19 protein-coding genes and 1 pseudogene are annotated in these 24,824 nt (G+C 61.1%); 13 read left to right on the forward strand and 7 right to left on the reverse strand.

Annotated elements, in window-relative coordinates:
- The first annotated feature begins 2 nt into the window (after positions 1-2).
- The 4 genes from ACRESJ_RS24825 to ACRESJ_RS24840 all read left to right on the forward strand — a co-directional run bounded on the left by ACRESJ_RS24825 (position 3) and on the right by ACRESJ_RS24840 (position 5,071).
- The gene (locus tag ACRESJ_RS24825; protein WP_431760263.1) at positions 3-1,394 is read left to right on the forward strand and encodes an aldehyde dehydrogenase family protein; all 1,392 of its coding nucleotides are present in this window, start codon (positions 3-5) and stop codon (positions 1,392-1,394) included.
- 3 nt (positions 1,395-1,397) lie between these two features.
- Complete coding sequence (locus tag ACRESJ_RS24830) at positions 1,398-2,558, forward strand: iron-containing alcohol dehydrogenase (RefSeq protein ID WP_431760264.1); 1,161 nt, start codon at positions 1,398-1,400, stop codon at positions 2,556-2,558.
- 164 nt (positions 2,559-2,722) lie between these two features.
- Positions 2,723-4,276, forward strand: a complete 1,554-nt coding sequence (locus ACRESJ_RS24835) for an amino acid permease (protein WP_431760265.1) — start codon at positions 2,723-2,725, stop codon at positions 4,274-4,276.
- Between the two features lie 123 nt (positions 4,277-4,399).
- Entirely contained in the window at positions 4,400-5,071 is a 672-nt protein-coding gene (locus tag ACRESJ_RS24840; RefSeq protein ID WP_431760266.1) for a class I SAM-dependent methyltransferase, read from the forward strand.
- Positions 5,072-5,095: 24 nt separating this feature from the next.
- Here the strand turns inward: ACRESJ_RS24840 and ACRESJ_RS24845 are convergent, their stop codons facing one another.
- Positions 5,096-5,917, reverse strand: coding sequence for an AraC family transcriptional regulator (locus tag ACRESJ_RS24845; RefSeq protein ID WP_431760282.1), 822 nt, complete (start codon positions 5,915-5,917; stop codon positions 5,096-5,098).
- Positions 5,918-6,016: 99 nt separating this feature from the next.
- On the opposite strand from ACRESJ_RS24845, the gene ACRESJ_RS24850 reads away from it, so the two are divergent.
- Together ACRESJ_RS24850 and ACRESJ_RS24855 are read left to right on the forward strand one after the other, a co-directional pair.
- Positions 6,017-7,234: an MFS transporter gene (locus ACRESJ_RS24850; protein ID WP_431760267.1), complete on the forward strand. Its 1,218-nt coding sequence runs from the start codon at positions 6,017-6,019 to the stop codon at positions 7,232-7,234.
- Positions 7,235-7,484: 250 nt separating this feature from the next.
- A complete protein-coding gene (locus ACRESJ_RS24855; RefSeq protein WP_431760268.1) occupies positions 7,485-9,137 on the forward strand; it encodes an arylsulfatase in 1,653 nt (550 codons plus the stop codon).
- A 47-nt stretch (positions 9,138-9,184) separates the two neighbouring features.
- On the opposite strand, the gene ACRESJ_RS24860 is transcribed toward ACRESJ_RS24855, so the two are convergent.
- On the reverse strand, positions 9,185-9,574 hold the full coding sequence (locus ACRESJ_RS24860) for a GFA family protein (protein ID WP_431760269.1): 390 nt from the start codon (positions 9,572-9,574) through the stop codon (positions 9,185-9,187).
- Positions 9,575-9,927: 353 nt separating this feature from the next.
- On the opposite strand from ACRESJ_RS24860, the gene ACRESJ_RS24865 reads away from it, so the two are divergent.
- Complete coding sequence (locus ACRESJ_RS24865; protein WP_431760270.1) at positions 9,928-10,956, forward strand: D-cysteine desulfhydrase family protein; 1,029 nt, start codon at positions 9,928-9,930, stop codon at positions 10,954-10,956.
- A gap of 77 nt (positions 10,957-11,033) precedes the next feature.
- Here ACRESJ_RS24865 and ACRESJ_RS24870 read toward each other — a convergent pair whose 3' ends face one another.
- Positions 11,034-11,495, reverse strand: a complete 462-nt coding sequence (locus tag ACRESJ_RS24870; protein ID WP_431760271.1) for an HvfA family oxazolone/thioamide-modified RiPP metallophore — start codon at positions 11,493-11,495, stop codon at positions 11,034-11,036.
- Positions 11,496-11,726: 231 nt separating this feature from the next.
- A complete protein-coding gene (locus ACRESJ_RS24875; protein ID WP_431760272.1) occupies positions 11,727-12,683 on the reverse strand; it encodes a threonine dehydratase in 957 nt (318 codons plus the stop codon).
- 104 nt (positions 12,684-12,787) lie between these two features.
- Here ACRESJ_RS24875 and ACRESJ_RS24880 point away from each other — a divergent pair, with 104 nt between their 5' ends.
- Complete coding sequence (locus ACRESJ_RS24880; RefSeq protein WP_431760273.1) at positions 12,788-13,585, forward strand: helix-turn-helix transcriptional regulator; 798 nt, start codon at positions 12,788-12,790, stop codon at positions 13,583-13,585.
- Between the two features lie 138 nt (positions 13,586-13,723).
- On the opposite strand, the gene ACRESJ_RS24885 is transcribed toward ACRESJ_RS24880, so the two are convergent.
- Entirely contained in the window at positions 13,724-15,940 is a 2,217-nt protein-coding gene (locus ACRESJ_RS24885) for an OsmC domain/YcaO domain-containing protein (RefSeq protein WP_431760274.1), read from the reverse strand.
- 301 nt (positions 15,941-16,241) lie between these two features.
- On the opposite strand from ACRESJ_RS24885, the pseudogene ACRESJ_RS24890 reads away from it, so the two are divergent.
- Positions 16,242-18,368 (forward strand): annotated as a pseudogene (locus ACRESJ_RS24890) (TonB-dependent receptor family protein).
- 101 nt (positions 18,369-18,469) lie between these two features.
- On the opposite strand, the gene ACRESJ_RS24895 reads toward ACRESJ_RS24890, so the two are convergent.
- Complete coding sequence (locus ACRESJ_RS24895) at positions 18,470-19,300, reverse strand: oxidoreductase (protein ID WP_431760275.1); 831 nt, start codon at positions 19,298-19,300, stop codon at positions 18,470-18,472.
- Positions 19,301-19,430: 130 nt separating this feature from the next.
- On the opposite strand from ACRESJ_RS24895, the gene ACRESJ_RS24900 reads away from it, so the two are divergent.
- The 4 genes from ACRESJ_RS24900 (at position 19,431) to ACRESJ_RS24915 (ending at position 24,317) form a co-directional block, all read left to right on the forward strand.
- Entirely contained in the window at positions 19,431-20,333 is a 903-nt protein-coding gene (locus ACRESJ_RS24900; protein WP_431760276.1) for a LysR family transcriptional regulator, read from the forward strand.
- Positions 20,334-20,404: 71 nt separating this feature from the next.
- Positions 20,405-21,682, forward strand: coding sequence for a flavohemoglobin expression-modulating QEGLA motif protein (locus ACRESJ_RS24905; RefSeq protein WP_431760277.1), 1,278 nt, complete (start codon positions 20,405-20,407; stop codon positions 21,680-21,682).
- Positions 21,683-21,846: 164 nt separating this feature from the next.
- On the forward strand, positions 21,847-23,394 hold the full coding sequence (locus ACRESJ_RS24910; RefSeq protein WP_431760278.1) for a DUF3300 domain-containing protein: 1,548 nt from the start codon (positions 21,847-21,849) through the stop codon (positions 23,392-23,394).
- An 80-nt stretch (positions 23,395-23,474) separates the two neighbouring features.
- Positions 23,475-24,317, forward strand: a complete 843-nt coding sequence (locus tag ACRESJ_RS24915; protein ID WP_431760279.1) for a DUF2950 domain-containing protein — start codon at positions 23,475-23,477, stop codon at positions 24,315-24,317.
- Positions 24,318-24,369: 52 nt separating this feature from the next.
- Here ACRESJ_RS24915 and ACRESJ_RS24920 read toward each other — a convergent pair whose 3' ends face one another.
- On the reverse strand, positions 24,370-24,822 hold the full coding sequence (locus tag ACRESJ_RS24920; protein WP_431760280.1) for a GNAT family N-acetyltransferase: 453 nt from the start codon (positions 24,820-24,822) through the stop codon (positions 24,370-24,372).
- Positions 24,823-24,824 lie beyond the last annotated feature (2 nt).

Here is a 24,824-nt window from a genome sequence, read left to right on the forward strand (position 1 = left end):
TCATGACTGCAACGATTCAACTTATCTCGCCGGTCGATGGCCGGGTTTATGCCGAGCGTCAGTGCGCCGTTGCCGAACAGATCGAGCAGGCGCTGACGGCGGCCGCCACCGCCCAGACGCAATGGAAACGCCGCCCACTGAGCGAACGCGCAGCCTTTTGCAGCGCTGCGGTGGACGCGATGCTGGCCATGAAGGACGACATCGTGCCGGAACTGGCCTGGCAGATGGGCCGACCGGTGCGCTACTGCGCCGGCGAGCTGCGCGGCTTCGAAGAGCGTGCCCGGCACATGATCGCCATTGCGCCTCAAGCCCTGGCAGCAGTCGAGCCCACGCCGGTGGCCGGTTTTCGACGGCACATCAACCGTGAACCGCTGGGCACGGTGCTGGTGGTCGCACCGTGGAATTACCCCTACCTGACGGCGGTGAACACCATCATCCCGGCGCTGATGGCGGGCAACAGCGTGATCCTCAAGCACGCCTCACAAACGTTGCTGGTGGGCGAACGTTTTGCCCAGGCCATGCGCCGTGCCCAACTACCCGAAGGACTGTTCCAGAACCTGCTGCTCAACCATGACCAGACAAGCGCGATCATCGCTTCTGGCCGCGTACAGCAGGTTAATTTCACAGGATCAGTGGAGGCCGGCAAGGCCATGGAAAGCGCCGCCAACGGGCGCTTTCTCGGCATGGGCCTGGAGCTCGGCGGCAAGGACCCCGCCTACGTCCGGGCGGACGCCAACCTTAAACATGCCGTGGAGAATCTGGTGGACGGCAGCTTCTTCAATTCCGGACAAAGCTGCTGCGCCGTGGAGCGGATTTACGTCGATCAAAAGATCTACCCGGCATTTGTCGAACGTTTCGCGCAATTGACCCGCCAGTACGTGCTGGGCAATCCGTTGGACGAAGCCACCACGCTCGGGCCTCTGGTCACGCCGGGCGCCGCATTCTTCGTACGCGGCCAGATCGCCGAAGCACTGGCTCAGGGCGCGAAGGCGCTGATCGATCCGCAGGCCTTTCCCGCCGATGTGCCGGGCGGCGCCTACCTCGCGCCGCAGGTGCTGGTCGATGTCACCCATCAGATGTCGGTCATGCGCGATGAGAGCTTTGGCCCGGTGGTCGGCATCATGCCGGTGGCCAGCGACGAAGAAGCCATCGCCTTGATGAACGACAGCGAGTTCGGGCTCAGCGCGTCGATCTGGACCCAGGACCTTGCCGCCGCCGAACGCCTGGGCAACGAAATCGAAACCGGCACGGTGTTCATGAATCGCTGTGATTACCTGGACCCAGCCCTGGCCTGGACCGGCGTGAAGAACAGTGGGCGCGGGGTCACGCTATCGCGCCTGGGTTATGAACACCTCACCCGCGCCAAATCCTTCCATTTGCGCCACGAGATCTGAGCCATGAGCCTGACTGGAAACTGGAACTATCCCACCAGCATTCGTTTCGGTGTCGGTCGCATCGCCGAACTGGCCGAAGTCTGTCGCAGCCAGGGTATCGAGCGACCGCTGCTGGTCACCGACAGCGGCCTCGGGCGAGCACCGATCACCAGGGCAGCGTTGGACTTGTTACGTGATGCCGGGCTGGGCGCGGCGCTGTTTTGCGACCTCAAGCCCAACCCGGTCGAATCCAACCTGGCAGGCGGGCTCGACGCCTGGCGTGCCGGGAACCACGACGGCGTGGTCGCCTTTGGCGGTGGCAGCGGCCTGGACATGGGCAAGCTGATTGCCTTCATGAGTGGCCAGTCCCGCCCGGTCTGGGATTTCGAGGACATCGGTGACTACTGGACCCGTGCCGATGCCAGCCGCATCGCCCCGGTCATCGCGGTACCGACCACCGCGGGCACGGGGTCTGAAGTGGGTCGTGCAGCGGTCATCATCGACGATCGCACCCACACCAAACGCATCATCTTCCACCCGAAAATGATGCCGCGCGTGGTCATCAGCGACCCGGCACTGACCGTCGGCATGCCCGCCAAAGTCACGGCCGGTACCGGCATGGATGCGTTATCACACTGCCTGGAGGCCTACTGCGCCCCTGGCTTTCATCCCATGGCCGATGGCATCGCGGTCGAGGGCATGCATCTGGTAGCCAATGCGTTGGTGCGGGCGGTGCACACGCCTTCGGACCTCGACGCACGGGGGCAAATGCTCGCAGCGGCGGCGATGGGCGCCACCGCGTTCCAGAAAGGCCTGGGTGGCATGCATGCCCTGGCCCACCCGATTGGCGCGCTGTACGACACCCACCACGGCATGACCAATGCGACCCTGATGCCCTATGTATTGAAATTCAATCGTCCAGCCATTGAGGAACGCATCACACGCCTGGCCGCGTATTTGCGACTGCCCTCCCCCGGTTTCGACAGCTTCCTGGCTTTCGTCCTCAAACTGCGCAAGGACATCGGCGTGCCGCACACGTTGTTCGAGTTGGGCGTGGATGACAAGCAAGCCGACCTGATCGCCGACATGGCCATCGTCGACCCCTCCGCCAGCGGCAACCCGTTGCCATTGACCCGCGCCGGTGTGGCGGAAATTTTCGATGCGGCTTTCCACGGCCGTCTGTAGGAGCGAGCTTGCTCGCGATGGACGTTAACGATAACGCGTGCTTGTTGAATAAACGCGTCGCCCTTGAGTCCATCGTGAGCAGGCTCGCTCCCACAGAAAACCAGGGTCGAGCCTACGGCGGCTCAGTTCGGCCTGTTCCATAACCTGAGAAGGGGCACACCAACATGAACCCAGCAAGCCAGCCCGACAGCGGCACACCCCATGACGATGACGTCAAGGTGCTGCACAGCATGGGCTATGCCCAGCAGCTCTCTCGACGAATGGGCGTTTTCTCCAACTTTGCGATTTCCTTTTCGATCATCTGCATCCTCTCCGGCGGCATCAACTCACTCGCCCAGGGCACCTCGGGTGCGGGCGGTGCGGCGATTGGCATCGGCTGGCCGATCGGTTGCCTGATTTCCGGGGTGTTCGCCCTGGCCATGGCGCAGATTTCCTCCGCCTACCCTACCGCTGGTGGCCTGTATCACTGGGGCTCGATCCTCGGCAACCGTTTCACCGGCTGGCTCACCGCCTGGTTCAACTTGCTGGGGTTGGTCACCGTGCTCGGCGCGATCAACGTCGGCACCTATTACTTCTTCTTCGGCGCCTTCGGCCCGACATTGGGCATGGAGGACACCACTACGACCCGGGTGATATTCCTGGCGATCCTGACCGGGCTGCAGGCCTTGTGTAATCACCTGGGCATCGGGCTGACCGCCAAGCTCACCGACTTTTCGGGTTACCTGATTTTCGCCACGGCCCTGGCGCTGACTGTCGTCTGCCTGATCTCGGCACCCAGTTTCGAGTTCTCGCGGCTGGTGACCTTCGGCAACTATTCCGGCGCGGCCGGGGGCGGCGTCTGGCCAGAGGCGTCCAATGCCTGGATCTTCATGCTCGGCCTGCTGCTGCCGATCTACACCATCACCGGCTACGACGCCTCGGCGCACACCTCCGAAGAAACCCGCAACGCGGCGGTGTCCGTGCCCAAGGGCATGGTCATGTCGGTGGTCTGGTCGCTGCTGTTCGGCTGGCTGATGCTCAGCGCCTTCGTGCTGATGCTGCCGAACATGGACGACGCCGCCAAACAGGGCTGGAACGTGTTCTTCTGGGCCATGAGCGCCCAGGTCAATCCGCTGCTCAAGGATGCGCTGTACGTGGCGATTTTCATCTCGCAAGTGCTGTGCGGACTGGCCACCGTGACCTCGGTGTCGCGGATGATCTTTGCCTTCTCCCGGGATGGCGGCCTGCCGTGCTCCAAAGCGCTGTCGTCGGTGTCGCCGACCTTCCGCAGCCCGGTGGCGGCGATCTGGACCGGCGCCACCTTGGCAGTGCTGTTCGACTGGGGCTCCTCGGTGATCTCAGTCGGGGCGACACCGGTCTACACCATCGTGGTTTCCTGCACGGTGATCTTCCTGTTCTTCTCCTTCATCATTCCCATCGTGCTGGGCCTGTTTGCCTACGGGACTTCGAAGTGGCCGACCATGGGGCCGTGGAACATTGGGCGCTTCTGGTACACCGTGTTCTCCCTGCTGTCGGTGCTGTCGATGGTGATCATTTTCGTCATCGGTATCCAGCCACCCAACGACTGGGCGCTGTACATCACCATCGGCTTCCTGGTGTTGACCGCCATCGTCTGGTTCGGCTTTGAAGCCCGACGCTTCCAGGGGCCGCCAGTGGGCGATGTGATTCTCAAGCGTCAGGCTGAAATCGCGGCGGCTGAAGCGGCATTGAACAAGTAAGCGGGGGACCTGACACCGCACAAAACACTTTCGCAGACGCAAATTTTGCTTCTGCGAAAGTGTCCGCCCTCCCACCAGCATCTGCCCTATCCTTCCAGTAAACCCACAACGCCGGACAGCGAAATGCCCGCGCCCGAATCCGACCTTCTCGAAAGCTGGCACCACAATGCCCACGCCTGGATCGAAGCCATCCGCACCGGCAGCATCGAAAGCCGCCGCGAGGTAACCGATCAGGCCATCCTGCTGGCGGTGTTGGGCCGCCAACCCGAACGCGTGCTCGACCTGGGTTGCGGCGAGGGCTGGCTGTTGCGCAAGCTGACGGAGCGAGGCATCACGGCGACGGGTGTAGATGGCGACGCGACCCTGGTCGAAGCGGCGCGTGCCGCAGGTTCTTCACCGGTGCATCTGGCGAGCTATGAAGCGTTGGTGGACGGAGCTGTGGACATCGGTCGCGACTACGACCTGATCTGCGCCAACTTCGCCTTGCTGCATCAGGACATCATCCCACTGCTGGCCGCCATGAACGCCCTGCTCGCCCCCGGCGGTGCACTGGTGATCCAGACACTGCATCCGTGGAGCGTTGCCGGCGGCGACTATCAGGAGGGTTGGCGGCTAGAGACTTTCAGCGGGTTCACAGGGCAGTGGCAACCCATGCCGTGGTATTTCCGAACACTGTCCACTTGGCTCACTGCGTTGGACATGGCTGGCTTTGCACTCTCCAGCCTGCAAGAGCCACAGCACCCACAAAGCCCCGTGCCCCAATCGCTGCTGTTGGTGGCCGAGCCGCGTGGTTGAGTTGAGTCGATGGAAATGGACGAATCACTTGAAAAAATGACTCGGTGTCTTGCCGAACTGTTTCTTGAACATGGTCGTGAAGGCACTGGGGCTGTCGTACCCCAGCTCTCCGGCGATATCGATGATCTTCTCGCCAACGGCGATTCGTTCCAGGGCCAGCAGCAATCGGGCTTGTTGACGCCATTGGCCGAACGTCATCCCGGTTTCCTTGCGAAATAGCCGCTGGATGGTTTTTTCATCGAGGTCCAGCCGAACGCTCCAGTGCGCCAGGGTCGAGTCATCGCCAGGATCGCGTTGCAAAGCCGAACAGACCACCTTTATGCGAGGATCGGTGGGTTGCGGCAGATGCAGGGGCAAGGTGGGCAAGATCGTCAGTTCATCGAGGATCAGGTGCATGACCCTGCCCTCGCGCGAGTCCGCCGCGTACGGGGGCTTTATCTCCACCGAGACCTTGATCAATTCGCTCAACAACGGGGAAATGCTCACCGCCCGAGGCTCATTCGGCAGGTCCGGGAAAGGTTCGGGGCGCACGAATACGCTGCGCATTTTCAACGGCCCCACGCAGCGAATGGAGTGGATGTGCCCACTGGGCATCCAGATCCCACGACTGGGCGGAACGGTCCATTGGCTGAGCCCCGAGTGCACGACCATCACGCCCTCGATGGCATAAATCAACTGATGAGCTTCATGGGAGTGCGGTTCGATCACCCAGTTTTCCGGGTAATCGGTGGCGCTACTGCTGACCTTGCAGGGGCGTTGGTCAATCTCTCTGAGAAATTCTTCCAGCGGTTTGATGATGATGCCCTTTTTGCGACAGTGGACTCCCGAATTGCGCGAGACAGGCAAACCGGTGAAACCTAGGATAGCGCTGAACCCCGAAATGGGTAGCGCTTTTGTGCCTGGCACCTGGCGCCCCGCCGTGCGTTTTTGTCCGGAAGATCTCCCATGTCCATCAGTACCACCGCCTCACCCACGGCCACCGCATCGGTGGCCAGTCAAGCCAGCCCTTTGGTGATGCGCGTCATCGGCGCCTGTGCCCTGGCGCACTTGATCAATGACCTCATCCAGGCGGTCTTGCCGTCGATCTATCCGATGCTCAAGGCCACTTATGGCCTGAGCTTCACCCAGGTCGGCCTGATCACGCTGACCTTCCAGCTCACCGCTTCGCTGCTGCAACCGGGGATCGGTTACTACACCGATCGCCACCCCAAACCGTGGCTGCTACCGGCCGGCATGGTCTGCACGCTGATCGGCATCCTGATGTTGTCCATGGTCGCCAGCTTCCCGGCGATTCTCGTGGCCTCGGCGCTGGTGGGCATTGGCTCATCGACCTTTCACCCCGAGACCTCCCGCGTCGCTCGCCTGGCTTCCGGGGGTCGCTACGGCCTGGCGCAGTCGACGTTTCAGGTCGGCGGTAACGCCGGCAGCGCGTTCGGTCCGTTGCTGGCGGCGGCCATCGTCATTCCTTACGGTCAGGGCAACGTCGCCTGGTTCGGCCTGTTTGCGGTATTTGCCATCCTGGTGCAATACGGCTTGAGCCGCTGGTATCGCAATCACCTGAACCTGTTCAAGCTCAAGGCAGGCAGCAAGGCGACCCACGGTTTGTCGAAAGGTCGGGTGACCTTCGCCCTGGTGGTGCTGGCGATGCTGGTGTTCTCCAAGTACTTCTACATGGCCAGTTTCACCAGTTACTTCACCTTTTACCTGATCGAGAAGTTCGACCTGTCGGTGGCCAGTTCGCAGCTGTACCTGTTCCTGTTTCTCGGCGCCGTCGCTGCCGGCACCTTCTTCGGCGGGCCAATCGGCGACCGGATCGGGCGCAAGCGGGTGATCTGGTTTTCGATCCTCGGTGCGGCACCCTTCACCCTGGCATTGCCCTATGTGGACCTGTTCTGGACCGGCGTGCTGAGCATGATCATCGGCTTCATCCTCGCCTCGGCATTCTCTGCCATCGTGGTCTTCGCCCAGGAACTGGTACCCGGCAACGTCGGCATGATCGCTGGCGTGTTCTTCGGCCTGATGTTCGGCTTTGGCGGTATCGGTGCAGCACTGCTCGGACACCTGGCGGACATCCATGGCATCGAATACGTGTACACGCTGTGTTCGTACCTGCCGTTGCTCGGGATCCTGACGATATTGTTGCCGTCGACCAAAGGGGTCTAGAGCTTATTGCAGAACTTGGGCGTGATAAAGCGACGAACGACACTCAAATTTATAGCGTGTAACCACGCAACATGAATTGGCGAACTAAGCTTTCGCGGGCGCTTAGAGTAGTGAATGGGAGTTTCGTTTTCGGGTTAGTTGTCCCCTCAAACTATTCATGAGCATGGTTTGGGGGGTTACTCACTGAGATCCGGTCGTTGATTACATTCAAGTTGTCAGCGCAAGGATCTAACCCGAAAGGATTGCCAATATGAAAAGGCTCTCGCATCGATCCAGGTTCTGCGTTGCATGCACTTTGTTCATGGCACTAAATGGCATTACACAGGCTGCACAAACGGAAAAAACCAACATTCTTTTCATCGTCTCCGATGACACCGGTTACGGTGACCTCGGGCCCTACGGCGGTGGTGTCGGGCGTGGCATGCCCACCCCCAGCATCGATGAACTGGCCGCTGAAGGCACCACCTTTTACTCCTTCTACGCCCAACCCAGTTGCACACCCGGCCGGGCGGCCATGCAAACCGGGCGGATCCCCAACCGCAGTGGCATGACCACCGTCGCTTTTCAGGGGCAAGGTGGCGGCCTGCCTGCCGCGGAATGGACACTCGCTTCAGTGCTCAAGACCGGTGGCTACGAGACTTATTTCACCGGCAAGTGGCACTTGGGTGAAGCCGACTATGCGCTGCCCAATGCCCAGGGCTATGACGTGATGAAGTACGTCGGCCTCTATCACCTCAATGCCTACACCTACGCCGACCCGAAATGGTTCCCCGACATGGACCCGGAAACCCGGGAGATGTTTACCAAGGTGACCAAGGGCTCTCTCTCGGGTAAGGCCGGGGAAAAGGCCGTCGAGGACTTCAAGATCAACGGCCAGTATGTTGATACGCCGGTCGTCGATGGCAAACCTGGCGTGGTCGGGATCCCCTTCTTTGACGGTTATGTCGAGAAAGCAGCACTGGAATTCCTCGATACGGCCGCCAAATCCGACAAGCCGTTTTTCATCAACGTGAACTTCATGAAAGTGCACCAACCGAACTTGCCGGCACCGGAGTTCGTTCACAAGTCGATCTCCAAGTCCAAGTACGCCGACTCGGTGGTCGAGCTGGATACACGGATCGGCCACATCATGGACAAACTCAAGGCGCTGGGCCTGGATAAGAACACGCTGGTGGTCTACACCACCGACAATGGCGCCTGGCAGGACGTTTACCCGGATGCCGGTTACACCCCATTTCGCGGCACCAAGGGCACCGTGCGCGAGGGCGGCAACCGGGTGCCGGCGATCATGGTCTGGCCGGACAAAATCAAGGCGAACGCCAAAAACCACGACATCATTGGCGGCCTTGATCTGATGGCGACTTTCGCCTCGGTTGCCGGCGTGAAACTGCCGGAAAAAGACCGTGAAGGTCAGCCCATCATTTTCGACAGCTATGACATGACCCCCGTGCTGCTTGGCACCGGCCCCGATCCACGCAAGGAATGGTTCTATTTCACCGAAAACGAATTGACCCCGGGTGCCGCCCGCGTAGGGAACTACAAAGCTGTATTCAACCTGCGCGGCGACAATGGCGCACAGACCGGTGGCCTGGCCGTGGACTCGAACCTGGGCTGGAAAGGTGAGTCCAAATACGTAGCGATCGTGCCGCAAGTGTTCGACTTGCTGCAGGACCCGCAGGAGCGCTACGACGTGTTCATGAACAATTACACCGAGCACACCTGGACCATGGTGCCCATCAGCATCGCCATCAATAACCTGATGAAAACCTACGCCAAATACCCTCCACGCAAATTGCAAAGCATGGGCTACGACGGCCCTGTCGAGCTGTCCAAGTATCAGAAATTCCAGTCAGTACGCGAGGACCTGCAAAAAGAAGGCATCACGATTCCGGTGCCGAACTAGCCGCAGTGCAGCAGCCTCGTTCGAGGCTGCTGCTTTTCACTTAGCGCCTATTCGAACCGCCCATTGGTGTCGCGGTCACGCTCGTATCGCCGTGCGAGTGGAAACGCCGGCAGCCAGGACTCGCGACGGATGATCCAGCTTTCGTAGGTGGGCGTCAGTTGGTCCGGGGCATCGAGGGAACCCAGGTTCACTTCGACTTCGTCGCCAGTGCGGGCAAAAACAGACGAGCCACAGCGCGGGCAAAAAAACCGTCCGGCGTAGTCCCGGGTTTTGCCCTCGATCGTGACCGCATCCTGAGGAAATATCGCGGACGCGTGAAAAAGCGCCCCATGATGTTTGCGGCAGTCGAGGCAGTGACAAAGACCCACCCTGTAGGGGAGTCCCGACGCCACAAGCCTAACGTTGCCGCAAAGGCAGCCGCCGGTGAATTGGTCCATGTTGGGTTTCCTATGAAGATTGTGAAAATTGTAGTGCAAGGTTCCTACAGCTTAGAGACGTACATGGATTCTGCGATCTCAGCAGGTCTACTGTGGGAGCTAGCCTGCTAGCGATGACGGCGGCACATTCGACATCTTCTTTGAATGTGAAGCCCCTATCGCTAGCAGGCTAGCTCCCACACTGTTTTTCGGTTGATCGCAGATTCTGTGACCGCCCCCTGACCACCGTGGGTTAATTACACCGCGTATCAACAGTAATTCCTGGTCAGCGGTATATCTCCCGGCCCTCGCTTTCTAGAGTGAATGGTGGCGTTTTAACCCACTGCGTTCTTTCACTTCACGAGCAAACCTTCATGCCCCACGACTTGAGTCATCTTGATGCCGCGCTGGCTGCCTACCCACGGGTGGCATTGCTCGAAGGCCCGACACCGATCCAGAAGCTGTCCCGCCTGAGCCAGCTTCCCGAATTGAACGGCTGCAACCTCTACGTCAAACGCGATGACCTGACCGGCCTTGGTGGCGGCGGCAACAAACTGCGCAAACTGGAATTTCTGCTGGGTGAAGCCCTGGCCGAGAACGCCGACACGCTGGTGACCTGGGGTGGTTTCCAATCCAATCATGCGCGATTGACCGCTGCGGTCGCCGCACGCCATGGCCTGGCTTGCGAGCTGATTCTGACCCCGTCCGCCGTGCGCTCCGATAACGACTTTTGCCACAACGGTAACGTGCTGCTGGACGATCTTTTTGGTGCGAAGGTTCACCGTTTACCGCGAGGTGTGGCGCCGGATGTCTACGCGAACGAGTTGCTAGGCAGACTCAAGGCTCAGGGTAAAAAACCCTTCCTCATGCCCTTGGGCGGTTCCAGCCCCCGGGGCAGTCTGGGTTACGCCGCCTGCGCGGCTGAAATCCTGCATCAGGCTGATGCACTGGGTCTGCAGTTCGACAAGATCATCGTGCCCAACGGCAGTGCCGGAACCCACTCCGGCTTGCTGGCTGGTGTCACGCTCGCCCGCTCGGCAACGCACATTCTCGGGTACTCGGTATTGGCCAGTGAAGAACAGGCGCTGGCCACAACCCTGGAAAAATCCCGGCAGACCTTGCACCTGCTCGATGCTTCCATAACGCTGGACGAACACCTGATCAACGTGGATGGCAGCCAACGTGGCGAAGCCTACGGTGCACCGACCGCAGCCATGCTTGAGGCCGTGCGCCTGCTGGCCTCCCACGAAGGCTTGCTCACCGATCCCGTCTACGGCGGCAAGGCCTTCGCCGGACTGCTGGCCGCCGTGCGCCGTGGAGACTACCCGCCAGCAAGCAATCTGCTGTTTGTGATGACGGGTGGTTTGCCGGGTCTTTTCGCCTACCGTAGCGCCTTCGAATAGACAGACATTTCACCCGCCATAAAAAAACCTCCCCGGCTTTGATACCGGGGAGGTTTTTTTACCACTTCACCCAACCATCAGCCCTGGGCTTTGCTCATCTTGGTGAACAGCTCGGTGGGCACTTTCTTGCCGTTGGAGGTGAACTGGTTGGTGCGGAATTTGTAGACCTCGCCTTCGGAGAGGAAGCCGTCGTTGTTGGTGTCCATCGCCTTGAATTCTTCAGCGCCCTTTGGGGCTACGGTCAGCAATTCTTTCAGCGAGACACGGCCGTCGTGATCAGCGTCGGTACGTGCGAACGAAGCGTCGCCGCACTTGCCCTCACCGCATTTGCCTTCACCGGCCTTGGTCACTTTGGCACTGGCGCCATCGGCACCACACTTGCCTTCGCCGCACTTGCCTTCGCTGGTCTTTTCCGCGGCGGCCAGTCGGTAGCCCTGAGGCAGCGCGTCTGCAGCGAAAGCGGTGGAAGCCAGGTTCATGCTGCCGGCCAGTGCAACTGCGATCAGGCCAATGCGGGATTTATTCGACATACGGGACATGGTTATTACTCCGGATACAGTGTGCGGCCAGGCCGCTAGGGTCATTGCCACAAGGGCGATAAGCCGTGGTGCGAGGCGCGTTTGCTTTCTCGCTAAGGCAGGGCTATTTGACTGCAACCGTGTATCCCGGATGTATCCGCATTGCGGGGCATTTGTAAGCCAGTCTCCGTACAGCGTGTTCGGATACAGAGCGATACACATGCCCGTGTTTTCATCATTGCGACCTTTCAATCACCCAATCACTTTCCCATACACCGACCTGTCGACATTGGCGCCGGACAGTATCAGACCCACCTTTTTCCCCTGCATCGTTTCACGCTCCAGCATGAGCGCCGCCAGGGCTGCGGCGCCGGCCCCTTCTGCGAGGTTATGGGTGTCGGTGTAATACACGCGCATGGCCTCGGCGATCTGCGCCTCGCTGACCGCCACGATCCGCGCCGCGCCGGCGGCGTAGATGGCGAAGGCTTCGGGAATGGGCCTGCGTACTGCCAGGCCGTCGGCGAAGGTATTGGCCGAGGCGGTTTCGCGGATGGCGCCCGACTCAAACGATAACTTTGCCGCCGCCGCTTCAGTGGAAACCACACCCACCACTTGGGTTTTCAAGTCCAGCGCATCGCGGGCGGCGATGACCCCGCAAATCCCCGATCCACAACCGATCGGCACGTAGACGGTGTCCAGGTCCGGTGCAGCCGTGAACAGCTCCAGCGCATAGGTGGCGACGCCTTTGACCAGCTCGGTGTGGAACGGCGGAACCAGAAAGAGGCCATGGGTTTGCGCCAGGCGCGCGGCTTCTTCGCGGGCTTCGTCGAAGTCGCGGCCATACTCGACCACTTCGCCGCCGAAGCCGCGCATGGCGTTGTTCTTTTCAACCGAATTACCGACCGGCACGACGATCAACGCCCGGAGCCCCAATGCGCTGGCCGCCAGCGCCAGGCTCTGGCCATGGTTGCCCCGGGTCGCGGTGACAATGCCCTTCGCTTGCGGGTGCGTGTGTTTGAGCCAGTGCATGAAGGTAATGCCGCCGCGCACCTTGAACGCCCCTGTCGGTGTGTGGTTTTCGTGCTTGACCCACACCGTGCAACCGAGCCGCTCGGCCAGCAAGGGCCAAGCGTATTGGGCAGTGGCCGGCATGACCTGGTACACCTGGCGGGCAGCCTGTTCGATATCGTTGCGAGTCAGCTTGTGCATGGGGAGTTTCCTGAGGTTTTTCCCAGTCTAATCAAGGGTGCCGTGTGCAGGCTTTCAAAAAACTGACCTGACTTTTGCCCACCCTCTTCACTACTATGGGGCCCATGAGCCATCGAAACCGTGCGCAACCACCGTCGCTGTCTGAACCGATCCGCCGAGTCGAGGCCGGGCCGTGGGCAATCGAGTTGCTTCCCGGCGCTGCCTACGCGACTCGATATGTAGCGTCCCAATCGGCAATCGGTTTTGCCTTCGACAGCCAGCGCGGCCTGCACGCTATCGGCAGCGACCGAGTGCTGCCCTTCGATGCCGTGCCCAACGGCCTGGCATTCGTTCCGGCCGGGTGTGACGTGTTGTCCGAATCCCCCAAAGGCGGTGAATACTTGCGGGTGATACGCACTGACGGAATCGCGTTGATAGGGGATCGTGCATTCAACAACCGCATCGATCAGCCGGCTACGGCGCTCGCACTGCGGATGCGCAGCGCGCTGTTGCGAGCCTCGGTTGACGATGATTGGGAGGCCTGGGCGCTGGCATTGGCTGAACGGGCGCAGGCTAACGAAGCGCTGTCGGCTCCGTCCGGTGGTTCGATCACCGGCAGCCGGATGCGCTTGCTCGATGAGTTCATTGACGCGGGGCTCGACGGCCCGTTGGGCGTGCCGGCGATGGCGCAGTTGCTGGGGTTGTCCGAAGGCTATTTCATGCGCGCGTTCAAGGAAGCGACCGGCAAAAGCCCCCATAGCTACCTGATCGATCGGCGCCTGGCCAAGGCCCGAGCCCTGATGCGCGATTCACCCGCCAGCCTGGCGCAAATCGCCCTCCTCTGCGGTTTCAACTCTCAGGCGCACATGGCGACCGTCTTCAAGCAACGCCTTGGCGTCAGTCCGGCGAAGTTGCGTGGATGATTGGCCAATGTTGATCGTTCCCACGCTCTGCGTGGGAATGCCGCCCGGGACGCTCCGCGTCCCCTCTGGAGCGTGACGCAGAGCGTCACAGGATGCATTCCCACGCGGAGCGTGGGAACGATCATACGTCCATCGTTGTTAACGGGTTGAGGCCGTCACATTGGCCCGTGCCGTGTGCAGTTTCTTGTAGCTGTCGATCAGGCGCAGATGCCTGTCGAGCCCTTCCAGTTTCATGCTCGTCGGCGTCAAGCCGAAGAAGCGCACACTGCTGTTCACCGAGCCGATCGCTGCGTCCATCCGCTCGTTGCCGAACATGCGACGGAAGTTGACCTCGTAGTCGGCCAGTTCCAGGTCTTCGTCCAGTTCCATCTCCAGCACCGCGTTCACGGCCTGGTAGAACAACCCGCGCTCGACCGTGTTGTCGTTGTACTGCAGGAAGGCTTCCACCGCCTCTTTCGCCTCTTCGAATTGCTGCAAGGCGAGATAAATCAGCAGCTTCAATTCCAGGATCGTCAGCTGACCCCAAGCGGTATTGTCGTCGAACTCGATGCCGATCAAAGTGGTGATGTCGGTGTAGTCATCCAGCTCACTTTCCACCAGGCGCTCAACCAGGTCTTTGAGCTCGGCTTCGTCCAGGCGATGCAGGTTCAGGATATCGGCGCGGAAGAACAAGGCCTTGTTGGTGTTATCCCAGATCAGGTCGTCTATCGGGTAGATTTCCGAATAGTCCGGTACCAGGATGCGGCAGGCCGTGGCGCCGATGTGCTCGTACACCGCCATGTACGATTCCTTGCCCATGTTTTCGAGAATGCCGAACAGGGTCGCGGCTTCGTCGGTATTGGAGTTTTCGCCGTGGCCCGAGAAATCCCACTCCACAAATTCGTAATCGGACTTGGAACTGAAGAAGCGCCACGACACCACGCCGCTGGAGTCGATGAAGTGCTCGACGAAGTTGTTCGGCTCGGTCACCGCGTGGCCTTCGAAAGTCGGCAGCGGCAGATCGTTCAAGCCTTCGAAACTGCGGCCTTGCAGCAATTCGGTCAGGCTGCGCTCCAGCGCCACTTCGAAGCTGGGGTGCGCGCCGAACGAAGCGAATACACCGCCAGTGCGCGGGTTCATCAAGGTCACGCACATCACCGGGAACTCGCCGCCCAGCGACGCATCCTTCACCAGTACCGGGAAGCCCTGGGCTTCCAGGCCCTGAATGCCCGCCAGAATTCCCGGGTATTTGGCCAGCACTTCAGCCGGTACGTCCGGCAGTGCGAACTCACCCTCGATGATTTCGCGCTTCACCGCACGCTCGAAAATCTCGGACAGGCACTGAACCTGGGCTTCGGCCAGCGTATTACCAGCGCTCATGCCGTTGCTCAGGTACAGGTTCTCGATCAGGTTGGACGGGAAATACACCACCTCGCCGTCGGACTGACGCACGAACGGCAGCGAAACGATGCCGCGCTCTTCATTGCCCGAGTTGGTATCGAACAGGTGCGAGCCGCGCAGCTCGCCGTCGCGGTTGTAGATTTTCAGGCAATACGCGTCGAGGATTTCCTTCGGCAGTTCGTCTTTGCGCCCAGGCTGGAACCAGCGCTCGTCCGGGTAATGCACGAACGGCGCGTTGGCGATGTCTTCGCCCCAGAACTGGTCGTTGTAGAAGAAGTTGCAGTTCAGCCGCTCGATAAACTCGCCCAGCGCCGACGCCAGCGCGCTTTCCTTGGTCGAGCCCTTGCCATTGGTGAAGCACATCGGCGAGTGCGCGTCGCGGATATGCAACGACCACACGTTAGGCACGATATTGCGCCAGGAGGCGATTTCGATCTTCATGCCCAGGTCGGCCAAAATGCCCGACATGTTGGCAATAGTCTGCTCCAGCGGCAGGTCCTTGCCGACGATGTAGGTGCCACCCTCGGAAGTCGCATCTGAATTGGCAGCAGGCATCAGCAACGCCTGGGCATCGGCGTCGAGGTTTTCCACTTCCTCGATCACGAATTCAGGCCCGGCCTGCACGACCTTCTTGACCGTGCAACGGTCGATGGAACGCAGAATGCCTTGGCGGTCCTTGTCGGAGATATCGGCCGGCAGCTCAACCTGGATCTTGAAGATCTGGTTGTAACGGTTTTCCGGATCGACAATGTTGTTCTGCGACAGGCGAATATTGTCGGTGGGGATGTTGCGGGTCTCGCAGTACAACTTCACGAAGTAGGCGGCACACAACGCCGAAGAAGCCAGGAAGTAATCGAACGGACCCGGGGCCGAGCCATCGCCCTTGTAGCGAATAGGCTGATCGGCGATCACGGTGAAGTCGTCGAACTTGGCTTCAAGTCGAAGGTTGTCGAGAAAGTTGACCTTGATTTCCATGCGGGGGTACCAGAATAGCGAGCTTAAGCGAATGGCGGCCATTATCCGGCTTTTCCCCTGTAGGAGCGAGCTTGCTCGCGAAAAACCTCTAGGCGCCGCGACCTTTCAGGGTGATCGCGTCATCGTTAACGTTTTTCGTCGGAACGCCGCCCGGAGCAATCGAGCGTCGACCGGCTGCTCCTACAGAGCGACAGGCAGCACGTGCATCTCTCGTCAAAAAGCAAAATTCCCATGTGCTCCCTTCGTTCATTCTTGCGTCGCAGTGATCACTGCCCGTTCCTGTCTGTCTGGAGATGTCCCCATGCCCTCGCCCAAATCCCTGCCCGCCGCGCTGCTGGGGCTGGCCCTTGTCTGCCCGGCCATGACCCAAGCCCAGGGTCTGGAGTTGGGACAAGTGCTGATCGGCGCTGAGGACCAGAGCGACGAAGACCAGACCATCGAAGACGCCAAGGCCCGGCTTGACCAGGTGCCTGGCGGCACCAACGTGGTCGACATGCGCCGCCCGTTGCAGGGCCGCGTGGCGAGCAATCAGGATGTGCTGGCTTATCAGCCTGGGGTCTATGCCCAGTCGGCGGGCAACGAAGGGGTGAAGATCTCGATCCGCGGCTCGGGCATCAACCGTGCACCGGGTGCCCATGCGTCCGGGATTTACACCATGCTCGACGGTCTGCCGCTGACCGGCCCTGGCGGCACGCCCTATGAACTGCTGGAGCCGCTGTGGCTCGATCACGTCGAAGTGCTGCGCGGTGCCAACGGTTTCGACCGTGGCGCATTGGCCCTGGGCGGCGCCATCGATTACGTCAGCCACACCGGCTACGACTCACCGCTGTTGCAGGTGCGATACGCCATGGGCAGCCACGGTTATCAGCAACGCCAGGTCAGCTCCGGGCAAGTGTTGGGGAATCTGGACTATTACGTGTCCATGACCGGCGCCAACGCCGATGGCTATCAGGATCACACCGCCAGCGACAGCCAGGGTGTCGTCGCCAACTTCGGTTACCGCTTCAACCCGAACCTGGAAACACGCTTTTATCTGCGCTACCGCCAGACCGACAACGACCTCGCCGGGCGGGTGACCAAGCACTCCATCGAGCACGACCCACGGGCGGCCAACCCGGCCTACGTGGCGCGGGACGATCGCCGTGAACAGCCGGGCAGCACCTTCATCGGCAACAAGACCACCTTCTACATCGATGACGATTCGAGCATCCAGACCGGCCTCGTCTACCACGACTACCCGATGGATTTGCGCGAAGGTCCCAACCGCCTGAAGGTGGCGTACACGGATGTGAGCGGCACGTTCGACTACAAGCGTCGCGACACGCTCTGGGGCCTGGAAAGCGTCAGCACAGTGGGCCTGCGAACAACCAGGCACCTACCCAATGCCGGCGCCAGCGAGTTCGTGCGCATCCCCACCGGCAACACCGCCGGCTATGCGCCGGGCACGTTGATTCGCAACTTCACCTACCAGGGTTCGGACAACGTCCTGCATGTGGGCAATGACCTGGAGATCGCCGACGACCTGTGGCTGACCACCGGCCTCGCCGCCCTCTACACCCGCCGTGAAAGCGATGTCACCTACCCGCAAAGTGGTGGCAAGACCAGCCTGCACGACTGGGACTACGCCCCGCGCGTGGGCCTGCGCTACCAATTGACGCCTGACCTGCAACTGTTCGGCAATCTCAGTCGTTCGGTCGAGGCGCCACACCCGTGGTCGCTGATCTATAGCTCCAACATTCGATTCCCCGCCGGCAGCGGCGTTGCCACCGGTGCCCAGCGCGATCCGGTCAAGCTGCAAAACCAGACCGCCACCACCCTGGAAATCGGTGGCCGTGGTGACAGCACTCTGGGGCAGTGGAGCCTGGCCTGGTACTACGCCCAGGTGCGACATGAATTGCTTTCGGTGTTGCCGGATGCCAACGCCACCACGCCCTACGAGCTCAACGCCAGCCCCACCGTGCACCAGGGTGTGGAAGCCAGCCTGCTGAGCCCGCTTTGGTCGCCGGATGATGGCGGCCAATAGAGCCTGCGCCAGAGCTATACCTTCAGTGACTTCCACTATCGCGACGATGACCGCTTCGGCGACAACCGCCTGCCTGGCCTGCCGATGCACTATTACCAGGGCGAACTGCGCTACGACTGGCCACAAGGCTTTTTCGCCGCATTCAACACGCAATGGGTGTCCAGAGTGGCCGTCGATTACGCCAACAGCTACTACGCCGATCCCTACGCAATATTCGGCGCGACGCTGGGCTACAACGCGCCCAAGGGCGACTGGCAGACCTGGCTGGACCTGCGCAACCTGACCGACAAGCACTATGCCGCCACTGTCACGCCGGGCTACGACGACAAAGGGCTGGACGCGGCACGATCCACGCCCGGAGAAGGCATGGCGATGTACGTCGGGGTGTCGTGGAGCCTGCTCTGAGGCCGGGTTAACCGGCCGCATGACCACCGTCTTCCAAACGCAAGAACCGGGACCCGCCCGGTTTTTGCGAAATCTGTTGAATCTACCGTTAAACCGCTACATCAGGCCTTGAAGTCGGTGGACAGCGCCAGCGCTTTCCATTCGGTCAGTTCCGCCTGCACAAAGCGGTTCTTCGCCTCGATTCGTGCCACGGTGTCGCTGCCCAGCGCCAGGCGTTGTGGTGGCTCCGGGGCGTTGACCAGCGCAAGCATCGCTTCGGCAAACTTCACCGGATCGCCAGGCTGCGCATGGTTGGCGCCTTCGGCAAACTGGCGCATCTTGCCGACGGTTTCCTCGTAGTCCGGCAGTTCCAGGGCGGTCTTGATCAGCGACTGCTCGTCCAGGAAGTCGGTGCGGAAGAACCCGGGCTCGACAACTGTCGCATGGATGCCCAAGGGCGCCAGTTCCTGATGCAGCGCTTCGGTAATGCCCTCCACCGCAAACTTGGTGGAACCGTAGACCCCCCAGCCCATGTAGGCCTGATAGCCGCCGATCGACGAGATGTTGATGACATGACCGCTACGCTGGCGACGCATGTGCGGCAGCACGGCGCGGGTGACGTTGAGTACGCCGAACACGTTGGTGGCGAACAGGCGTTCGGTTTCGCTGGCACTGGTTTCTTCCACCGCGCCCAGCACACCGAAACCGGCGTTGTTGATCAGCACGTCAATGCGCCCGAAGCGCTTGATGCCTTCTGCGACAGCCAGATGGGCTTCTTCCTCGCGAGTAACGTCCAGCCGCACGGCGAGCAGGTTCGGCTGGTCACCCAGACGGTCAGTGATGTCTTGTGGATTGCGGGCAGTGGCGATAACGGCGTCGCCGGCACGCAGGGCGTGTTCTGCGATGAGGGTGCCAAAACCACGGGAAGCGCCAGTAATGAACCAGGTACGCATTTCAACTCCTCCTGTCAGCGACCCGTGCGACATTGCCGGGCCTTCTCGATGAGTTGATGCGACTTTAAGCTCGTGTTACTGATGCGATAATCCCAGCAAATTTACATAGCTTAGTGAAAGGCGCTCACAAATGAAATCCCCCTCCACCGCCGACCTGTCGATTTTCCTGTGCATCGCCCGGCACCTGAACTTCAGTCGGGCGGCAGTGGAACTCGGCCTCACGCCCTCGGCCCTTAGTCACTCATTGCGGGCCCTGGAGAATCGCCTGGGCGTACGGCTGTTCAACCGCACCACCCGCAGCGTGGCCTTGACTGACGCGGGGGAACGACTTTACGCCCGGCTGAAACCGGCCTTTCGTGACATCGATGATGCACTGGAAGACCTCAACAACTTTCGCGACAAGCCCTCAGGCAACCTGCGCATCACCGCCGGTCGACAGGCGTGTGAGTTGGTGTTGCTGCCGATTGTCAGCCAGTTCTTGCAGGCGTACCCGGATATCCGCCTGGAGATCGTCGAGAGCGACGCCCTGGTGGACGTGGTCGCCGGCGGTTTTGACGCGGGGGTACGCTTTGGCAATCGCCTGGAAGCCGACATGGTTTCACTGCCCATCGGGCCGAATATGCGCTCGGTGGTTGTGGGCTCACCGGCATTCTTCGAACGGCATGTCGCACCACGAAAACCCGAGGACTTGCATAACCTGCCGTGCATCCGCCATCGCTTCCCCAGCGGCGCGATGTACCGATGGGAATTCGAACGCGGCGCGATCACCCAGGAAATCGAAGTCAGCGGCCCGCTCACGCTCGGCGATGTCAGCCTGATGATCGGACCGGCATTGCAAGGTGTGGGTTTGGCCTATGTGTTCGAGGACATGGTCGGAGGGTATCTGGCCGATGCCCGCCTGATCCAGGTGCTGGCCGACTGGTGCCCCTACTATCCGGGCCTGCACCTGTATTACCCGAGTCGCCGCCATGTGCCCGCAGCGCTCAAGGCATTCATCGACTTTGCTCGCGCGGCCCGCCAGCTCAACACGTAGCCAGTTCAACACGAAGCCATGCGCGACGGCTAAGCTTTTGTAACGCCACTTCGTCCCTCAAGGAGATATCCATGAGCGCCGCCGCCCTGTCCGAGCTCGATGCCGCCCTGCCCGGTCTGACCCGCAAGATCCGCGTGCTGGATGCCCTGTCCTGGCCGGATGGGGTCGAGGAAGATTTCCTGGCGAAATGGCGCGGCGGGCGTGCCGAACTGCCCAGGGTCGAGTTGCAGCCCCGCGACCACAGCGCCGACATCGCCGCCCTGGAAACCTTTATCAGCCGCTGCGATGTGGGGCATCCGGCCGGGAATTTCCTCGCCATGACCGCCCGTAGCTATGCCACGGCCGGACACATGCTGGGGGCCATTGGTACCCCGGCGTTTACCCACTATTCGTCAGCGCTGTATCGGCGCCCGGATTTCTATTACACGCGCTTGCAACTGAGCATGCTCGACGCCGCCAATTTCTTCCTCAAGACCACCGACGCCCTGCTGGGCGGTGCGCGGATTCCACCGAGCCCGGCCGAGATCCCGGCCAAGGCGTTCGCCGCCTGGCTTCAACCGGAACTGGACCGATTCTTCGGCGCCGGACAGATCACGGTCGTACTCGATCCGAACCTGGCCGCCAAGGCCATCGCCGGATCGAGCCGCATTCGCCTGCGGGCCAGCGCGCTGTTCTCGGAGCTGGACAAGAATCAGCTGTTGCAACACGAAGCCTTCGTGCATATCGCCACGGCGCAAAACGGCGCGCGGCAGCCCAATCTCATAAGCCTGGGCCTGGGAGCGCCCCGCACGACCCAGACCCAGGAAGGCATTGCCACCCTGGCCGAACTGTTCACCGGCAGCATGGACATCAACCGCCTGCGTCGCCTGGCCCTGCGCGTACTTGCCGTCCAGCAGGCGCTGGAGGGCGCCGATTTCATCCAGGTGTTCGAAGGTTTTCTGGCAGCCGGGCAGACACAAGAGGAATCCTTCCGCTCAACCCAACGGGTGTTTCGCGGCGTCGATCTGCGTGGCGGTTCGGCGTTTACCAAGGACGCCGCTTACCTGACCGGGCTGCTCGGCGTCCACACCCTGCTGCGCATTGCAATCCGCGATAACCGGCCGGAACTGATCGGGCATTTGTTTGCAGGGCGCCTCAGCCTGGCGGACACCCTGCGTCTGGCGCCGCTTTTCGACTCCGGCTGGCTCAAGGGGCCGGTCTATCTTCCGGCCTGGGCGTCTGATCTGCGGATCCTGGCCGCCAACCTGGCGTTCTCGGCGTTCATCGCCCAGATCAAGCTGGATGTGCTGGACCTGAAGGTATTCATGGCATTCGCCGAAGAACATGAAAGCGATGCCAGCGCACATTGATCGGGATCAAGGTCACGCCGTTTTAAAGCCAACCGGGGTCCTTGAAATGAGCTGCTACCATTAGGAAGCGGTGCCGAGGCCGAGCTCTGTGGCTTGCAAAGCCGGCTGCACCTGCCAGGGATGATCCACTCATTTCAAGCCTGCCTGACCACATGGGGGGTGCAATGCACATTCCATTGCTTTTCGCGTTGTCGGCCGTACTGTTTTTGAGCGGATATTCCTGCCTGGCACTGGGTGCGGATGCGGCCGCACCGGCACCGGCACCGGCAAACGCGGCCACTGCGGCGCCCGTCACAGCGGCGGCCAAGGATCCCGTGTTTACCCAGGAACAGCTGGATCAAATGCTGGCGCCCATTGCGCTTTACCCCGACCCCCTGCTGGCACAGGTACTGATGGCCACCACGTACCCCGGGGAAGTCGGTGAGGCGGTAAGCTGGTCCAAAGCGCACCCCGAGGCCAAGGGCGACGATGCGGTCAAACAGGTGGCGAGCCAACCCTGGGATCCGAGCGTGCAGGCGCTGGTCGCCTTCCCGCAGGTTCTGGCAACGCTGGGGCAGGATCCCGTCTGGGTACAACGCCTGGGTGATGCCTTCCTGGCGCAACCCGACGATGTCATGAACGGCGTACAACGCTTGCGTCATCAGGCCCAGGCCGCCGGCAACCTGCAGAGCAACCAATATCAGAACGTGACGATCCAGAATGTCGCGGCGCCGGCCCCGGCAGCCACGACCACAACCCAGGCAGCGGCTCCAGCCCCTGCTCCGGAAGCGGCACCGGCCAGCAGCTCCACCATCATCATCCAGCCCTCCGACCCGCAGGTGGTGTACGTCCCCACCTATAACCCGACAACCACCTACGGCACCTGGGCCTACCCGGCGTCGCCGCCCGTGTACTATCCACCGCCGCCCGCCTATTACCCCGGTCAGGCCTTGATGGCCGGGCTGGCGTTTGGTACCGGCGTGGCCATCGTCGGGGCATTGTGGGGTGAATGTGACTGGGGCAATAACGACGTCGACATCGACGTCAACCGCTATAACAACATCAATGCCAACAACCGCATCACCAACAACCAGAACAAATGGCAGCACAACCCGGTGCACCGCAATGGCGTGCCCTATCGAGACGGCAGGAGTCGCGAACAGTACGGCCGCCAATTGAACGGTGCCAGTCAGCGTGAAGCCTATCGAGGGGACAATCCCCAGCGCGCCCAGGCGCGTGAAAATGCCCGCAACTCAATGGACAGGCACGGTATCGAACGACCTGCCACCAGCAACCTCCAGGCCCGTGATCAAGCGCGCAAACTCCAGTCCGGAACCTCGGGCGGCAATCGCTTGCAGGCCGGTGCAGACAGACCGAAGGCGGCTGACAGAGGCCAGGGTGCTGCCAGAAACACTCGGGACAATCAGCAGCCCAGGAACGTGACCCGTCAGGCCGATCAGCAACCCAGGAACCAGACAGCTCAGTTGAATCAGCGCAAAGAGGGCGCCGCGCAGGCGCGTCAAGGAACCAACAAACGGCCGGCCGCCAGTGCCGGCGGCGCCCGCAACAATGCGTTCGCCGGCGCGCGCTCACCGTCCCAGGCCAACCTCCAGGCCAATCGTGGCCGGGCGAGTCAGGCATCCGCCCAGCGCCCCAATGCCTCGCGATCGGCCGGTCACCAGATCAGTCGGCCATCCAGTCCACCAGCGCGTCAAAGGGGGGGCCGCCGTTGAAAAACCATCCTCGAGTGAAGGGACTCACGGGCTTGCTCCCCCATGTCCTTGCGATAGCTGTCGGCTTGGCGTGGTCGTGCATGGCGACGGCGCAGCAGGCCTTTCCAACACCAGAAAAAGCCGCTGAAGCGTTCGTAGAAGCACTGGGTACGGAACACTCCGACCAGGCACGCCTGACCGAGCTGCTGGGCAGTGACTGGCACAGTTACATCCCGCGCGAAGGCGTGCAGCGCGAAGATGTGGATGCGTTTTTGCAGCAATACCGCGAGCAACATCACATTGAAAACACCAACGACCGCAAGGCAGTCCTGGCGGTCGGCAGCAAGAACTGGACACTACCTATCCCTATGACAAAAGCCGCGGACGGTTGGCGCTTTGACATGAAGGCCGGTAGCGCCGAGATCCGTGCACGTCAAATCGGCCGCAATGAACTCGCCGCGGTGCAGTCGGTGCTGGCCTACCACGACGCCCAGATGGACTATGCGTCAGTCGATCGAGACGGAGATGGCGCCCTCGAGTATGCGCAGAAAATCTTCAGCACCCCCGGCAAGCACGACGGACTCTATTGGGCGGAAGACAATAGCGACCAGATCAGCCCGCTGGGGCCTTCGTTCGGCAAAGCTATTGCCGACGAAGACTGGCATGGCTACCGCTTCCGCATTCTTGATGGCCAGGGACCTTCGGCACCGGGTGGCGCCTACAGTTACCTCATTGGTGACAAGATGAGCCGGGGCTTTGCACTGATCGCCTGGCCGACGAAATACAACGACACCGGAGTGATGAGTTTCATGATCAGCCATGACGGCCAGGTGTTCGAGAAAGACCTGGGAGCCGGTGGTGAAAAACTGGCGAAAGCGATGAAGCGCTTTGACCCGGATGACAGCTGGAAAGAGGTGGAAGAAGATCAGGCGCAGCAGGAGTGAGCGGGGTGTCGCCGCCCTGCTGCTGACGCTCGGAATCGCACGGGGATCCTATCTAGATCAACAGGACGAATCGCTCTTCGTGCCCCGCGTTGTCGTGACAGGAGGGTTGCTCAAGCTTGAAACCGCATCGATCAAGGACTTTTCTTGAGCCCACATTTTCCTTGTAGGCAAAGGCAACCAGTTGCCTAAGCCCCCAGCGCATCTTTGCCTCCTGGATCAGATGCCTCAGCGCCAGTGTTGCCACCCCCTGCCCGCACGCGCGTTGAGCGATCCGATAGCCCACTTCTGCAGAACCCGTCGCCAGGTCGATGCTTTTCAGATTGGCTCGACCGACGATTCTCTGGCCGGAATCCTCGATGACAAACGGGTGCCAGGCGCCAACGGCAAAACCGGACAAATAGCTTTCGATATGATCGGCGACCCCCTGCGACGAGTAAAAAGAAGGCTCGCGCGCATCGATATGGGATTCGAACCATTCACGGTTCCGGATTTCGAAAACCAGCAATG

Origin of the sequence: Pseudomonas sp. (genome assembly GCF_050739655.1) — a bacterium.
Taxonomy (GTDB): domain Bacteria; phylum Pseudomonadota; class Gammaproteobacteria; order Pseudomonadales; family Pseudomonadaceae; genus Aquipseudomonas.